Source organism: Streptomyces sp. NPDC042346 (assembly GCF_055581845.1).
The window spans coordinates 1,435,976-1,449,732 of sequence record NZ_JBVJEH010000001.1; the positions used below are offsets into that span (position 1 = coordinate 1,435,976).

Below are 13,757 nucleotides of genomic sequence, written 5' to 3' on the forward strand. Positions count from 1 at the left end.
CTTCGTCACCGGCGACGACGAACCGCGCCCGATCCCACGGGACGCTGAGGGGGAACCGAAAGGGGAACCGTCGTGATCGTCGCGCTGGTCGTCATCTGCGAGGTCGGCTTCTGGGTCCTGCTGGCCGCAGGCCTCGCCACCCGCTATCTCCTGAAGATGCCCCGGGCGGGAGCGGCGCTGCTGCTGTGCGAGCCGCTCCTGGAGGTCCTGCTCCTGGTCGTCACCGCGATCGACCTCAAGAACGGGGCCGAACCGAGCTGGCGGCACGGGCTCGCCGCCGTCTACATCGGCTACACCGTCGGCCACGGCCACCGGACCGTGCAGTGGCTCGACGGCCACGCCGCCCACCGCCTCGGCGGCTGCCCGCCGCCCCCGAAGCCGCCGCGGTACGGCATGGCGCGCGCCCGGCACGAGGGCCGGATCTGGCTCGGCTCGGTGATCGCCGCGTCCGTCGCCTCCGTGCTGCTGCTCCTGGCGGTCTGGTACGTCGGCGGCGACGGGAACACCGATTCGCTGCGGAGCTGGATCTTCTTCGCCTGGCGTGCGGTCGGCATCCACGGCCTGATCGCGCTCAGCTACGCGATCTGGCCGAAGAGGGCCCCGCAGGGTGTCGAAGGCTCAGCGGTCCCCGCCCGGGACCCAGAGCACGTCCCCGACCTCCTTGTTCGCCGACCGGGCAAGGATGAAGAGCAGATCCGATAGCCGGTTGAGGTACGTGGCGGTCAGGGCGTTCATCGACTCGCCGTGCACCTCAAGGGCCGCCCACGTGGAGCGCTCCGCCCGCCGGACCACCGTGCACGCCTGGTGCAGCAGTGCCGCACCGGGCGTGCCACCCGGCAGGATGAAGGAGCGCAGCTTGTCGAGCTCCTCCAGGAAGCGGTCGCAGTCGGCCTCCAGCTTGTCGACGTACGCCTGCTCGACGCGCAGCGGCGGGTACTTGGGGTCCTCCACCACGGGCGTGCAGAGGTCCGCCCCCACGTCGAAGAGGTCGTTCTGGACGCGGACGAGGACCTTCACGACCTCCTCGTCCAGCTGCCCGAGGGCGACGGCCGTGCCGATGACGGCGTTGGCCTCGTTGGCGTCGGCGTAGGCCGAGATCCGCAGATCCGTCTTGGCGGTCCGGCTCATGTCACCGAGGGCGGTGGTGCCCTGGTCGCCGGTACGGGTGTAGATGCGCGTCAGATTGACCATGGGGTCCAGCCTAGTTAGGCGTGGGCGCTCCGGAACGTTCGTGTGCCGACCGTCACGGCGAGCGCCGTCAGGCCGAGGGCGACGAGCACCCCGTACAGCACGGCCGGTGTCGTGTAGTGGCCGATGTACACCTCCCGGACCGCGTCCACCAGATAACGGAACGGCATGAGGTGCGAGACGACGTCCAGCCAGCCGGGGGCGAGGGCCATCGGCAGCATCAGGCCGGACAGCAGCATCGACGGCATCGCGAGCGTGTTGATCGCGGGGCCGAACTCCTGCGGGCTCGGCAGTTTCAGCGCGAGCGCGTACGAGAGCGAGGCGAGCGCCGCCGAGAGCAGGGCGACGAAGCCGAAGCCGATCAGGATCCCGGCGAGCGGCGCCCTGAGGCCCATCGGCACGGCCACCACGACGAGCAGCAGCGCCTGGAAGACGAAGAGCGCGGCGTCCCGCAGCACCCGGCCGAGCAGCAGCGCGAGCCGGCTCACGGGCGTGACCCGCATCCGGTCGAACACGCCCCAGTTCTTCTCCATGATGATCGAGAAGCCGGCGAACGAGGCGCCGAAGAGGCCGAGTTGGAGCAGCAGGCCGGGCACGAGGATCTGCCAGGAGTCGCCCTCACGGCCCAGCGGGAGGCCGGTGAGCAGGGGCCCGAAGAAGAACAGGTAGAGCAGCGGCATCAGGGCGCCGAAGAAGATCTGGAACGGGGAGCGCAGGGTCTGGCGGGCGTAGCGCCCGAAGAGCAGCGCGGTGTCGTGGAGAAGCATCAGAGGTCCTAGACGGCTACGGGAGTGGTGTCGACGGGGGCCGGGCCGCGCCCGGTGATGGAGAGGAAGGCGTCCTGGAGGGTGGCCGCGCCGTGCTCGGCCTTGAGGGCGGCGGGGCTGCCCTCGGCGACGACCGTGCCCTTGTCCACGATCACGAGCCGGTCGGCGAGCGCGTCGGCCTCGTCCAGGTAGTGGGTGGTGAGGACGACGGTCGTGCCGTACTCGTCGCGCAGCCGCCGCACCAGGGCCCACAGGTCGGCGCGGCTGCCGGGGTCGAGGCCGGTCGTCGGCTCGTCGAGGAAGAGGACCTCCGGCCGGTGGGTGAGCCCCATCGCGAGGTCGAGGCGGCGCCGCTGGCCGCCGGAGAGCGCCGGGGTCGGCCGGTCGAGCAGGTCCGTGAGGTCGAGCTCCGCCGCGAGTTCCTCGGCGCGGGCGGTCGCGCGGGTGCGGTCGAGGCCGTAGAGCCTGCCCTGGAGGACGAGCTCGGAGCGGACCGTCTCCTGGGGGTCCAGGCCGCCGGACTGGGCGACGTACCCGATGCGCCGCCGGACGGCCGCGGGGTCCTTGACGAGGTCGTGGCCGGCGATGGTGGCGGCGCCGCCGGTGGGCGGGAGCAGGGTCGTGAGCATGCGGAGGGTGGTCGTCTTGCCGGCGCCGTTGGGGCCGAGGAGTCCGAGGATCTCGCCTGGCCGGACGGTCAGGTCGATCCCGCGGACGGCCTCCACGGGGCCGTTCTTGGTGGGGAAGGTCCGGGCGAGCCCGGCCGTGCTGATGATGGGCATGGCGACTAGAAAAACAGAGTCACTGAAATTTTGCAATGCCACCAAGTTTTGAGAGGGCGCAAAATTTCAGGGAGCCTAGGATGTGGGCATGGCCGAGGGACTCAGGGAACGCAAGAAGCGCGAGACGAAGCAGCGGATCTCCGACATCGCGACCGGGCTCTTCCTGGAGCACGGCTTCGTGGCCGTGACCGTCGCCGACGTCGCCGAGGCGGCGGACGTCTCCGTCAACACCGTCTACAACTACTTCCCGGCCAAGGAGGACCTCTTCCTCGACCGGATGGACGGCGTCACCCAGCGCCTCGCCCGGATGATCCGCGGGCGCGACCGGGGCGAGTCCGCCGCCGCCGCCGTCCTGCGCGAACTGCGCCAGGACATCGGCGCCGTCTCGCCCGCGTACGGACTCATGGACGGCTTCGACGCCTTCATGAACGTCATCGAGCACGCCCCCACCCTCAAGGCCCGGCTCTTCCACCTCCAGCAGCAGGTCCACGACGCCGTCGTCACCACCCTGCGCGAGGAGACCGGGGCCGACGCGGACGACCCGCTGCCGCTGCTCGTCGGCGGCCAGCTCGCCTGGATCGAGACCACGGTCGTCGCCTACATCACCCGGGAGATGACCGCGGGACGCAAGGCGACGACCGTCTCCCGCGAGGCCCTCGTCCTCCTCGACGAGATCGAGGAGCTGCTGGGCGAGCGGGTCCTGACCTACGCCGTACGCGAGGGCTGAGGGGCCCGCCCGGTCCTCCGGTTCCGGTACGCGGGCGCCCCCCCCCCGCGTCAGACGGCCCCGACCGCCGGGCGCGAGACCCCGGCCGCCAGCGCGCGGGCCGCACGGACGACCTCCTCCTCGGTCGTGAAGCGCCCGAAGCCCACCCGGATGCTGCCCCGGATCCGCTCCGGCGCGAGACCGGCGGCCGTGAGGACGTGCGAGGGCTCCTGAGCCGAGCTGTTGCAGGCCGAACCCGTCGACACCGCGATGTCCGTGACCTCCAGGAGGAGCTGCTGGGCGTCCGTGCCCTCGAAGGACAGGTTCACCGCGTGCGGCAGGAACCCCGGCCCCGTACCGCTGTTCAGCGTGTACGGGGCGAGCTCCGCGAGCGTGGAGAGGAACCGTTCCCGCAGCCCCGCCAGCCGTACCGCCTCCGCCTCCCGGCCGGCCGCGAGCAGGCCGACGGCCGTGCCCAGGCCGATGACGGCGGCCGTGTTGACCGTGCCCGCGCGCAGACCGCGCTCCTGCCCGCCGCCGTGCAGGAGGGGTGCCAGCGGCGCGCGGTCCGACAGGCGGTTGGCGACGTACAGCACGCCGATGCCCTTCGGGCCGTAGATCTTGTGCCCGGAGAAGGTGAGGAGATCGACCCCGAGCGCCCGGACGTCGACGGGCAGCGAACCCACGCCCTGGGTCGCGTCGCAGTGCAGCGGCACTCCGGCGGCCCGCGTGACCGCGCCGATCTCCGCCACCGGCTGGACGGTGGAGATCTCGTTGTTCGCGAGCATCACCGAGACCAGCGCGGTCTCCGGCCGGAGCGCCGCCGCCACCTGGCGCGCGGAGACCCTGCCCTCGGCGTCGACGGGCAGCACCGTCACGTCGTGCCCGTCGGCCCGCAGGGAACGGCAGCTGTCGAGCACGGACTTGTGCTCCACCGCCGTGGTCACCACATGGCGCCGCTCGCGGGACGTGACGACTCCCTTGATCGCCAGGTTGTTGCCCTCGGTCGCGCCCGAGGTGAAGTAGATCTCGCTGCGCGCCGCCCCGATGAGGCGGGCGACGGCCCCGCGCGCCCGTTCGACCTCGCGGAAGGCGCGGATGCCGGCCGCGTGCGGGCTGGACGGATTGGCGTAGCAGTGGGTGGCGGCGAAGGTCATCGCCTCGACGACCGCCGGGTCCGCCGGGGTGGTCGCCTGGTGGTCGAGATAGATCGTGGCCATGCCGGTACTCCCTGTCCTCGGTGGCGGTCCGTCAGAAGTCGTCGGCGGTGTAGGGCAGGGCGATCGGATCGGCGCAGGCCGCGTCGGCGAAGACCAGCACGATTTCCTCGCCGGGGACCGCCTGGGTGCGGAGGTAGATCTCGGCGCCCTTCGTCACCTTGTCCCGGTCGGCGAGCGAGCTGATGTCGACGACGTGGCGGCGGGCGCAGTCGGGGAAGGCGGCCCGCAGCCGGGCGAAGTAGCGCGCGAAGTACTCGGCGACGATCAACGGGCAGCGCGGGACGACGTGGTCGTCCTTGACGACCCCGGCGAGCACCTTCTCGTACTGGCGGGAACGGAAGACGATCTCGTCCCCGTCGAGGAGGAACAGCGGGTGTTCCGCCGGGTCGCGCAGCCGGCGCTTCATGGTGCGCGCGGCGCGATTGCGCAGGGTGCGCTCGCGGGTGACGGTGAAGGAGGTCCCGGCCGCGGCCGCCGCGGCGGCGAGCGGGCCGAGGTCGGTCTGCGCGGGGCCGGCGGCCGGCAGCGTACAGACGTCGTCGGAACAGGACAGGCCGAGGTCGTTGACGATGACGTCGTACACCACCTTGTTGCCCCGGTGCAGGCGGCGGGCGGCGGCGCCGGTCTCCTGGGCCAGGGCGAAGGAGCTCAGCGAGAACTCCCCGATGCCGGCGGTCGCTTCGACGTAGCCGCCCGCGACGAGGACCGCCGAGCGGTGGGCGGGGTCGACGGTCTCCAGGAGCGGGGCTACCCGCGGCGGGACGGTGCGGGTGCGGGTGCGGGTGTCGGCGTGGGTGTGGGTGTGGGTGTGAGAAGTGGTCAGGGTGTTCACGTGTGCACTCCGTTCTTCCGGGAAGGGGATCGATCGGACGGTGCGGGGCCGGGGGGTTCGTCGGGTGCGGACGGCCGGCGGGCGGTGCCGACGGCCGCCGTCACCACGCAGAGCACGGCGGCCCATTGGGCGGGGGAGAGCCGCTCGCCGAGGAGGGCGAGGCCCACCAGGGCCGCGATGACCGGCTCCACCGTGGACAGCACGGCGAAGACCCGCGGCGGCAGCCGGCGCAGCGCGGCGAACTCCAGCGAGAACGGGACGACGGTGGTGAGGACCGCCACCGCGAGGGCGGCCCCGAGCACCCGCGGTTCGAGCAGGACGCCGGGGGAGGGCAGGCCGAGCGCCGGAGCGGTGGGCAGCGCGAGGACGGCCGCCACGGCCAGGCCGAGCGCCAGTCCGGAGCCGCCGGGGACCGCGCGGCCCACCCGGCCGCCGAGCAGGATGTAGCCGGTCAGCGCCGCGCCGGTGAGCAGGCTCGCCGCGAGGCCGACCGGATCGTCCATGCCGCGCGTACCGCCGAGGACGAGCAGACCGGCGGCGGCGACCGCCACCCAGAGCCGGTCGAGCGCGCGCCGGGAGGTGAACGCGGCGAGCAGCAGCGGCCCGCTGAACTCCAGCGTCACGACGACGCCGAGGGGCAGCCGGGAGGTCGCCTCGTAGAAGGCGAACTGCATGACGGCGAAGACGGCCCCGTAGGGGAGCAGCAACCGCCAGTGGGTGCGGAGGAGCCGGGGTGCGGGCCGGGACAGCAGGCAGAGCAGGGTGGCGGCGATGAGCAGGCGCAGCAGGGTCGCGCCGGTCGGTCCGGTCTCCTCGAAGAGCCGCTTCGCGAAGGCGGACCCGAACTGCAGGCTGACCATGCCGGTCAGGAGCAGCAGGGGCGCTGGGACGGCTCCCCGGGCGTACGGACGCATGACGGCACCTCCTCTCCGGGCCTCGGCCCCGAGCCCCGACCGGCGGGCGGATGCCGGAGACTCTATACCCCCTAGGGGTATGTCGCGACCGGAATGGGGCACGGAAGAGGTGTCGCGAGTGTGACGTCCGTCAAAGAGGGCGTGACGCGCATTACTTAGCGGTCACATGGCGCCCCGCGACCGCTAATCTCCGCCGGAGAGCCAGAAGTGAACAGGCGTTGAGGGGTGGAACATCGTGGCCAGGAAGCTCGCCGTCATCGGGGCCGGACTCATGGGATCCGGCATCGCGCAGGTCTCGGCACAGGCGGGCTGGGACGTCGTCCTGCGTGACGTCACCGACGCCGCCCTGACCCGCGGCACCGACGGCATCAAGGCGTCGTACGACCGGTTCGTCGCGAAGGGCCGGATGGACGCGGCCGACGCCGAGGCCGCCCTCGGCCGGATCACCGCCACCACCGAGCTCGACGCCGTCGCCGACGCCGACATCGTCGTCGAGGCCGTCTTCGAGAACCTCGACGTCAAGCACGAGATCTTCCGCTCGCTCGACAAGATCGCCAAGGACGGCGCCGTCCTCGCCTCCAACACCTCCGCGATCCCGATCACCAAGATCGCCGCGGTGACCGAGCGCCCGGAGGCCGTCGTCGGCGTCCACTTCTTCTCGCCGGTCCCGATGATGCAGCTCGTCGAGCTGGTCCGCGGCTACAAGACCAGCGACGGCACCCTGGCCACCGCCCGGGAGTTCGCCGAGTCCGTCGGCAAGACCTGCATCGTCGTCAACCGCGACGTCGCCGGCTTCGTCACCACCCGCCTCATCTCGGCCCTCGTCGTCGAGGCCGCCAAGCTCTACGAGTCGGGCGTCGCCACCGCCGAGGACATCGACATCGCCTGCAAGCTCGGCTTCGGCCACGCCATGGGCCCGCTCGCCACGGCCGACCTCACCGGCATCGACATCCTGGTGAACGCCGCCAACAACATCTACACCGAGTCCCAGGACGAGAAGTTCGCGCCGCCGGAGCTGATGCGCCGGATGGTGGACGCGGGTGACATCGGGCGCAAGAGCGGGCAGGGCTTCTACAAGCACTGAGTCCGGCCCGCCACCCCGCCCTCACTCCGTGGGGTGAATTTCGGTATCGGTTCGCTGACAAGGCGCAACGTATCTGCCGGTGCGGCAGTCAGTTGTTGCGAAGACGGAGCACACTCGGGGAGCGCATATGCACATCAGGGGCGACCACGTCGAGCTGGTCGTCGGGGGCCGCCTCGACGTCCGCAGCGCGGCGGACGCCCGTACGGTCCTGCACTCGGCCGTCGACGACGGAGTCGGCGATCTGGTACTCGACCTGACCGGCCTCGACTCCTGGGACGCGACCGGGCTCGGCGTGATCATGGGCGTTCACCGGAGAGCCGGCCGCTGCGGCCGGCGCCTCGTCCTGCGCGGGGTGCCGCCCCAGATGCAGCGGCTGCTCGTGGCCACCAAGCTCCACCGCATCCTCGCCATCGAGGGCGGCCTCGCCGCGGAGTCGCTGCCCCGGGTGTGACCTCGCGGGTGGAACCGGTATGGGCGTGAGCTTTCGGGCGGATCCGGTACGGGCGTGAGCTCGCGGGCGGATCCGGTGCGGTGGGACCCTGCGAGGCGTCTCCGGCGCGGCGGTACCCGGCGGGGCGTCTCCGGTGCGGGTGGGACCCGGCGGGCGGAGGTGACAGGGGGGACACGGCCCTGTGAAGCAGCTGTGTGAACCAGGCGTCACGCTCAATCCTCACAAGACCGTGACGTCTTGGTCTCTGAAGCCCCCCGGCTGTTCCCGACCGCCTGACCACGGTCTAGGGTTCGGTCGCCTGCACATTGACGGACCCACCCGGCGGGCACCTGACACCGCTTCTTGGGGGCTTGGACCATGGACCCGATCAACCCTGGGTCGGAGCAGTACGGTCACGACACCGAGGGCGAGGACGCCCGCCCCGCGCTCGGCGCCGCCCTGCCCGAGCGCTCGCCCGCGGCCCCCGCACGCGCCCGCGTCGTCCGCCTCGTCTCCGGCGAGCTGCTCCTCACCGTCAACCCCGTCGACGGCAGCGAGATAGAGCCCTGCCCGCCGGGCCAGGAGCCCGAGGCCCCCCGCCGCCGCACCCCCGAGGAGCGCGCCGAGGCCGCCCGCGCCGCCGCCCCGCCCGTACCGCCCGGGCCCGCCGCCCCCGCACTGCCCCTCCTCGAACGCCAGGAACAGCGCGAGCGGCTCGCCGAGATCCTCGCCCGCGGCCGCTCCGCCCGCCTCACCGGCCCCGCCGGCTCCGGCCGCACCGTCCTCCTCGACGCGGTCGCCGCCGACTGCGCGGAGCTCGCCCCCGACGGCGTCGTCCGCCTCTCCGGCCACCACCGCACCCCCACCGAGCTCCTCCACGAGCTCTTCAGCACCGTCCGGTACGCCCCGAACCACCGGCCCGACCGGACCACGCTCCCCGACCGGCTCCGCGACATCGGCGCCGTCGTCGTCGTCGACGACCTGGAGTTCGGCGGCGCCGCCCTCGACGAACTCCTCGCCGCCGCCCCCGAGTGCGCCTTCCTCCTCGCCGCCGCCCCCGACGCGCCCGCCCCCTCGGCCGGCGCCCACGTCGAGGAGGTCGCCCTCGCCGGCCTCGGCCGCGGTGCCTCCCTCAAGCTCCTGGAGAGCGCCGTCGGCCGCACCCTCACCGACGAGGAGGCCAACTGGGCCGGCGACCTGTGGTTCGAGTCCGAGGGCCTGCCCCTCCGCTTCGTCCAGGCCGGGGCCCTGCTGCGCCAGCGCGACCGGCTGCGCGTCACCCCGGCCGAGTTCGACGCCTTCGGCGCCCTCGAAGAGGCCTTCGGCCCGACCGACCCCGCGGCGGCCGCCGCTGCCGCTGCCGCCGCCTTCGACGGCGTCGACGACCCCGACGTCGAACTCCGCGAGATACCCCTGCCCAGCCTCGGCGAGGGCGCCGCGCCCGCCGCCCTCCTCGCCTCCCGGCTCAGCCGCTCCGCCCAGGCCGCCCTGCGCTTCGCCGTGGCCCTCGGCGGCGAGGTCCCGCACCAGGCCCACCTGCCGGCCCTGGTCGGCGACACCCACGCCGACGCCGCCCTCGGCGAGCTCGTCGCCTGCGGACTGCTCTCCCCGGTCGGCACCCGCTACCGGCTCGCCGCCGGGGTCCTCACCCAGCTCCTCGCCCACGGGTACGAGCACGACGCCGCCGACCGCGTCCACACCACCGCCCAGCACTACGCCTGGTGGGCCGGCCACCCCTCCGTCACGCCCGAGCGCGCCGCCGCCGAGTCCGACGCCCTCCTCGCCGCCCTGACCGCACTCGTCGCCGGCGCCGAAGCCGGCACCGACGGAGAGCGCCGGACCACCGCCGTCCTCCTCGCCCGCGCCGCCGCGCCCGCCTTCGCCGCCGGACTGCACTGGGGCGCCTGGGAGCGGGTCCTGCGCGCCGGACAGGAGGCCGCCCGGCTCACCGGGGACGTCGCCGAGGAGGCGTACTTCCACCACGAGCTCGGCGTCCTCGCGATCTGCGCCGGAAACCTGGAGCGGGCCCGCGCCGAGCTGGAAGCCTCCATCGGCATGCGCGGGGTGCTCGCCGACAAGCGCGGCACCGTCGCCGGCCGCCGGGCGCTCGCGCTCGTCGCCGACCTCTCGGGAGAGCACGGCACGTCGGCCGCGGCCCGTGCCGAGGAGCCCGTCTCCCCGCCGCGCGGCACCCCGGCCCTGCGCCGCACCACCCCCCGTCCCGCGCCCCCGGTCCCGGAGCCGCTGACGGCCCCGCTGCCCGGTGGCCCCGTGCGCGGCCCGGCGACCTCCCCGGTGCCCGCCTTCCCGGACTTCGCCGACGAGGGCCCCACGCTCATCACCCGCCCGGACACCGTCCAGGGCAGCCGCCGCCCGGGCCTCAAGGGCGGCATCCTCACCGGCGCCCGCCGCAACCTGGCCGCCGTCGGCGCCGGTGCGCTCCTCGTGGCCGTCCTCGGCACCGTCGTCACCCTCGGCGCGACCTCCGGCAACGGCGAGGACCCCGCCACGAACCGCGTCACCTCCGACAGCACGGCGACCGACGACGGCACCGACGACGGTCTCGACGGCGCCGAAGCGCCGGCCGACGGCGACGCGGGGGAGGGCGACGAGCCGGGTGACACCGGCGAGTCGGGCAAGCCCACGGACTCCGGCTCCCCGAGCCCCTCCGGCTCCGACGGCACCTCGCCGTCGAACGGGCCGACGAGCCCCGGCGCCACCGGCTCCCCGAGCTCGACGGACGCGTCCGAGTCCTCGTCCCCGTCGTCCTCGGCGCCGTCCCCGTCGGACAGTCCTACGGGCACCACCGCCCCCACCACGACCCGGCCGCCGTCGAGCCCGTCGGCCAGCACCGGCGGGCCGCGTCCGACCTCGTCGAGCCCGGTTCCGTCGACCACCCCGCCGTCGCCGTCGACCACCCCGCCGACGACCCCGCCCCCGACGACCACCGCGCCGCCGACGACCAGCGCTCCGCCGCCGGGGGAGAACTCCCCGAGCAACTCCGCCTCGGCGTCCCTCGGCGGCCCGTCCGCCTCCGACACCCCCGCCGCCTCGGAGACGCCGATCGCCTGACCCGGGTCCGGAAGCGGAAGCGGAAACGGATACGGATACGGAAGACGAAATACGGGGACGGCCCCGGGCGCGCTCACCGCACCCGGGGCCGTCCCCGTACTCGTACCGCTTCGTCCGTCGGCTCTAGAAGAGCCGGAGCTTGTCGTCCTCGATGCCGCGCAGCGCGTTGTAGTCGAGGACCACGCAGCCGATGCCGCGGTCCGTCGCGAGCACCTTCGCCTGCGGCTTGATCTCCTGCGCCGCGAAGACGCCCTTCACGGGGGCCAGGTGCGGATCGCGGTTGAGCAGCTCCAGGTAGCGGGTCAGCTGCTCGACGCCGTCGATCTCGCCGCGCCGCTTGATCTCCACCGCGACCGTCCCGCCGTCCGCGTCGCGGCAGAGGATGTCGACCGGGCCGATCGCCGTCGGGTACTCGCGGCGGATCAGGGTGTACCCCTCGCCGAGGGTCTCGATGCGGTCGGCGAGGAGCTCCTGGAGGTGGGCCTCCACGCCGTCCTTGATGAGACCGGGGTCCACACCGAGCTCGTGCGAGGAATCGTGGAGGATTTCCTCCATCGTGATGATCAGTTTCTCGCCCGCTTTGTTGATCACGGTCCAGATGCCCGCCTCACCGTCCGCACCCTCCTTCAGGGTGCACGGCGGGGACATCCAATTGAGCGGTTTGTACGCCCGGTCGTCCGCGTGGATCGAGACGCTCCCGTCGGCCTTGATCAGGATCAGACGGGGTGCGGAGGGCAGGTGGGCGGTGAGCCGACCCGCGTAGTCCACGGAGCAACGGGCAATGACGAGACGCATGGTCCGCAACGCTACAAGACGGGCGCTCTTCCGCGCGATTCGGGCATCATCCTGAGCCGAACACCCGTCGGTTATCAGCCTGTTGTGTTCCCAATCTTCTGGTGCGACCAGGTCTGCGCGCTTACCGTGGAAGCTGGAGGTCGTCGTCCGTGCACGCTGCGTGGCGGGCGGCCCGGCCTTCGCCCCTGCCCGCAAGACCCCGTCCGCGGGGTCGCGAGAGGAGAACCCATGTCGCTCGACGTCTCACCGGCACTGTTGGAACAGGCCGAGCGAGGCGAGGTCGACGAAGCCGACTTCGTCGACTGCGTCCGGACCTCCCTGCCCTTCGCATGGGAGATGATCAGTTCTCTGGTGGCTCAGCTGAAGGTCGACGGCGGAGAATTCGCCGACAACCAGACGCCGCCGCCGAATGAGCAGGCACGTGGTCAGCTGCTGCGCGCGCTCGCGAGCGATGCCATTCGTGGCGCCCTGCAGCGGCACTTCGGGGTGCGTCTCGCCTTCCAGAACTGCCATCGCGTGGCGGTGTTCCCGCTGGACCCGGCGGTGGACGAGCGGCTCGCCCGCTTCACGTCCGTACGGGGGCAGCTGCTCAACCAGTCGCCGGAACTGCGCGACTGCTGAGACATGGTGCTGCCGCTCCGCATTGCGGGAGACGCGGTCGACGCGTGCCGACACGCGTCGACCGCGCGGAGATGCCGGAGCGGCAGCGCACTCTCTCCGCCGGGCCGCGGCCCGGTCAGACCAGCAGCGGAAGGACCTCGGCGCCGAGCCGCCGGACGTTCTCCTCGGTCGCCGCGAGGTCGCCCGAGCCCTCCGCGAGCAGAGCGAACCGCGTGATGCCCGTACGCTCCGCCGTCGCCGCGAGCCGGTCCGCCGCCAGCCGGGGCGTACCCACGGGGTGCAGTCGGCACAGCAGCTCCGTGTACGCCACGGGGTCCCGCATCGCCCGGTGCCGGCCGTCGACCGTCACATGCGCGTCGAGCCCCTGCTTCAGCCAGCCCGGCATCGCCTTCACCAGCGCCTCGGCCGCGTCCGGGCCGCGGTCCGCGAGCTGGGCCACCCCCGCCGAGACGTGCCCGGCGCCGATCCGCGCGATCTCGTCCGGGTCCCGCCCGGCCTCCCGCGCGCAGCGCGCCCAGGCCGCGACCATCTCGGCCTTGTCCTCGTCGCCGCAGTGCATCCCGAGCAGCATCGGAAGCCCCCGCTCCGCGGCGAGCCGCACGCTCTTCGGCGAGGTGCAGGCCACCACCACCTCGGGCCCCGCCCCGCCGCCGATCAGCTCGTCCGCGCGGGGCACCACCGCCACCTCGCGGAAAGCGAATCGTTCCCCCTCGGCGCCGACCCGGGGCTCGCCCAGCCACCGCAGCAGCAGATCGAGCGATTCGGGGAAGCCTCCTTCGTACGCCTCCAGGCCCGCGCCGAACACCTCCAGGTCGACCCAGGGACCGCCCCGCCCCACCCCGAGGGTGAACCTGCCGCCCGACGTGAGGTGCAGCAGCGCGGCCTGCTCTCCCAGGGCGACCGGGTGGACGGTCGGCAGCACACTCACCGCCGTGCCCACCCGCAGCCGCCGGGTGCGGCCGAGGAGCAGCGCGGCGAGCGTCACGGCCGAGGGGCAGACCCCGTACGGCACGAAGTGGTGCTCGGCGAGCCAGACGGAGTCGAGCCCCGCCTCTTCTGCGACCTCGGCGGTCCGCACCGCCCGGTGCAACGCCTCCCCTTGTCCCTGGCCCGGGAACTGGGCGGCCAGAACGAACGTACCCACGCGCATCGCCTTCTGCCTCCTTGCGGCCGACGCGTATCTCCCCTCGCACAGGCAACAACGTCTGACACGTGCCAAAGGCAACGGCCGTTCATGAAGTTCTTGCGATTTTCGGCTAAGCCGCCGTGGACGGGGCCCGGGGCACCGCATCGCGGCCCGTAGGCTGGAGAGAACGGTCCGTGTTCCCAGACCCCGTGAGGTGTGC

General features: G+C 73.1%; 14 protein-coding genes. 6 read left to right on the top strand and 8 right to left on the bottom strand.

The features are described 5' to 3' along the window. The first annotated feature begins 72 nt into the window (after positions 1–72). The gene (locus ACZ6K0_RS06840) at positions 73–702 is read left to right on the top strand and encodes a hypothetical protein (RefSeq protein ID WP_469227621.1); all 630 of its coding nucleotides are present in this window, start codon (positions 73–75) and stop codon (positions 700–702) included. Here the strand turns inward: ACZ6K0_RS06840 and ACZ6K0_RS06845 are convergent. The 3 genes from ACZ6K0_RS06845 to ACZ6K0_RS06855 are packed head-to-tail and all read right to left on the bottom strand — an operon-like array spanning position 619 to position 2,737. After that, on the bottom strand, positions 619–1,191 hold the full coding sequence (locus tag ACZ6K0_RS06845; RefSeq protein WP_376400013.1) for a cob(I)yrinic acid a,c-diamide adenosyltransferase: 573 nt from the start codon (positions 1,189–1,191) through the stop codon (positions 619–621). The two genes, ACZ6K0_RS06840 and ACZ6K0_RS06845, sit on opposite strands and share 84 nt — an antisense overlap. A 14-nt stretch (positions 1,192–1,205) precedes the next feature. Continuing rightward, on the bottom strand, positions 1,206–1,955 hold the full coding sequence (locus ACZ6K0_RS06850) for an ABC transporter permease (RefSeq protein ID WP_376400011.1): 750 nt from the start codon (positions 1,953–1,955) through the stop codon (positions 1,206–1,208). An 8-nt stretch (positions 1,956–1,963) separates the two neighbouring features. Next, the gene (locus ACZ6K0_RS06855) at positions 1,964–2,737 is read right to left on the bottom strand and encodes an ABC transporter ATP-binding protein (RefSeq protein WP_376400007.1); all 774 of its coding nucleotides are present in this window, start codon (positions 2,735–2,737) and stop codon (positions 1,964–1,966) included. 88 nt (positions 2,738–2,825) lie between these two features. Here ACZ6K0_RS06855 and ACZ6K0_RS06860 point away from each other — a divergent pair, with 88 nt between their 5' ends. Further along, the gene (locus ACZ6K0_RS06860; RefSeq protein WP_376400004.1) at positions 2,826–3,464 is read left to right on the top strand and encodes a TetR/AcrR family transcriptional regulator; all 639 of its coding nucleotides are present in this window, start codon (positions 2,826–2,828) and stop codon (positions 3,462–3,464) included. A 50-nt stretch (positions 3,465–3,514) separates the two neighbouring features. Here the strand turns inward: ACZ6K0_RS06860 and ACZ6K0_RS06865 are convergent, their stop codons facing one another. From ACZ6K0_RS06865 to ACZ6K0_RS06875, 3 genes are read right to left on the bottom strand one after another with little or no spacing between them, the layout of a single operon-like run. Beyond that, on the bottom strand, positions 3,515–4,663 hold the full coding sequence (locus tag ACZ6K0_RS06865; protein ID WP_469227620.1) for a cysteine desulfurase family protein: 1,149 nt from the start codon (positions 4,661–4,663) through the stop codon (positions 3,515–3,517). A gap of 31 nt (positions 4,664–4,694) precedes the next feature. Beyond that, the gene (locus tag ACZ6K0_RS06870) at positions 4,695–5,495 is read right to left on the bottom strand and encodes a hypothetical protein (RefSeq protein WP_469227619.1); all 801 of its coding nucleotides are present in this window, start codon (positions 5,493–5,495) and stop codon (positions 4,695–4,697) included. Next, entirely contained in the window at positions 5,492–6,409 is a 918-nt protein-coding gene (locus ACZ6K0_RS06875) for an EamA family transporter (protein ID WP_376399995.1), read from the bottom strand. Before ACZ6K0_RS06875 ends, ACZ6K0_RS06870 begins: the two co-directional genes overlap by 4 nt. 235 nt (positions 6,410–6,644) lie before the next feature. Here ACZ6K0_RS06875 and ACZ6K0_RS06880 point away from each other — a divergent pair, with 235 nt between their 5' ends. The 3 genes from ACZ6K0_RS06880 (at position 6,645) to ACZ6K0_RS06890 (ending at position 10,995) form a co-directional block, all read left to right on the top strand. Continuing rightward, complete coding sequence (locus ACZ6K0_RS06880) at positions 6,645–7,493, top strand: 3-hydroxyacyl-CoA dehydrogenase family protein (protein ID WP_469227618.1); 849 nt, start codon at positions 6,645–6,647, stop codon at positions 7,491–7,493. A 127-nt stretch (positions 7,494–7,620) separates the two neighbouring features. After that, a complete protein-coding gene (locus ACZ6K0_RS06885) occupies positions 7,621–7,944 on the top strand; it encodes an STAS domain-containing protein (RefSeq protein ID WP_376399989.1) in 324 nt (107 codons plus the stop codon). Positions 7,945–8,301: 357 nt separating this feature from the next. After that, entirely contained in the window at positions 8,302–10,995 is a 2,694-nt protein-coding gene (locus tag ACZ6K0_RS06890; protein WP_469227617.1) for an ATP-binding protein, read from the top strand. Between the two features lie 123 nt (positions 10,996–11,118). Here the strand turns inward: ACZ6K0_RS06890 and nucS are convergent, their stop codons facing one another. Further along, positions 11,119–11,790, bottom strand: coding sequence for an endonuclease NucS (nucS, locus tag ACZ6K0_RS06895; protein ID WP_024759240.1), 672 nt, complete (start codon positions 11,788–11,790; stop codon positions 11,119–11,121). A 228-nt stretch (positions 11,791–12,018) separates the two neighbouring features. On the opposite strand from nucS, the gene ACZ6K0_RS06900 reads away from it, so the two are divergent. Continuing rightward, complete coding sequence (locus ACZ6K0_RS06900) at positions 12,019–12,411, top strand: SCO5389 family protein (RefSeq protein ID WP_359669716.1); 393 nt, start codon at positions 12,019–12,021, stop codon at positions 12,409–12,411. 115 nt (positions 12,412–12,526) lie between these two features. Here ACZ6K0_RS06900 and ACZ6K0_RS06905 read toward each other — a convergent pair whose 3' ends face one another. Continuing rightward, a complete protein-coding gene (locus tag ACZ6K0_RS06905) occupies positions 12,527–13,561 on the bottom strand; it encodes an LLM class flavin-dependent oxidoreductase (protein WP_376399981.1) in 1,035 nt (344 codons plus the stop codon). Positions 13,562–13,757 lie beyond the last annotated feature (196 nt).

What these genes read in the sequence shown, in the direction of transcription:
- ACZ6K0_RS06850 (WP_376400011.1), bottom strand. Translation starts at nt 1,955, where the DNA reads ATGCTTCTCCACGACACCGCGCTGCTCTTCGGGCGCTACGCCCGCCAG.
- ACZ6K0_RS06865 (WP_469227620.1), bottom strand. Translation starts at nt 4,663, where the DNA reads ATGGCCACGATCTATCTCGACCACCAGGCGACCACCCCGGCGGACCCG.
- ACZ6K0_RS06900 (WP_359669716.1), top strand. Translation starts at nt 12,019, where the DNA reads ATGTCGCTCGACGTCTCACCGGCACTGTTGGAACAGGCCGAGCGAGGC.
- ACZ6K0_RS06905 (WP_376399981.1), bottom strand. Translation starts at nt 13,561, where the DNA reads ATGCGCGTGGGTACGTTCGTTCTGGCCGCCCAGTTCCCGGGCCAGGGA.
- ACZ6K0_RS06855 (WP_376400007.1), bottom strand. Translation starts at nt 2,737, where the DNA reads ATGCCCATCATCAGCACGGCCGGGCTCGCCCGGACCTTCCCCACCAAG.
- ACZ6K0_RS06860 (WP_376400004.1), top strand. Translation starts at nt 2,826, where the DNA reads ATGGCCGAGGGACTCAGGGAACGCAAGAAGCGCGAGACGAAGCAGCGG.
- ACZ6K0_RS06885 (WP_376399989.1), top strand. Translation starts at nt 7,621, where the DNA reads ATGCACATCAGGGGCGACCACGTCGAGCTGGTCGTCGGGGGCCGCCTC.
- nucS (WP_024759240.1), bottom strand. Translation starts at nt 11,790, where the DNA reads ATGCGTCTCGTCATTGCCCGTTGCTCCGTGGACTACGCGGGTCGGCTC.
- ACZ6K0_RS06875 (WP_376399995.1), bottom strand. Translation starts at nt 6,409, where the DNA reads ATGCGTCCGTACGCCCGGGGAGCCGTCCCAGCGCCCCTGCTGCTCCTG.
- ACZ6K0_RS06845 (WP_376400013.1), bottom strand. Translation starts at nt 1,191, where the DNA reads ATGGTCAATCTGACGCGCATCTACACCCGTACCGGCGACCAGGGCACC.
- ACZ6K0_RS06890 (WP_469227617.1), top strand. Translation starts at nt 8,302, where the DNA reads ATGGACCCGATCAACCCTGGGTCGGAGCAGTACGGTCACGACACCGAG.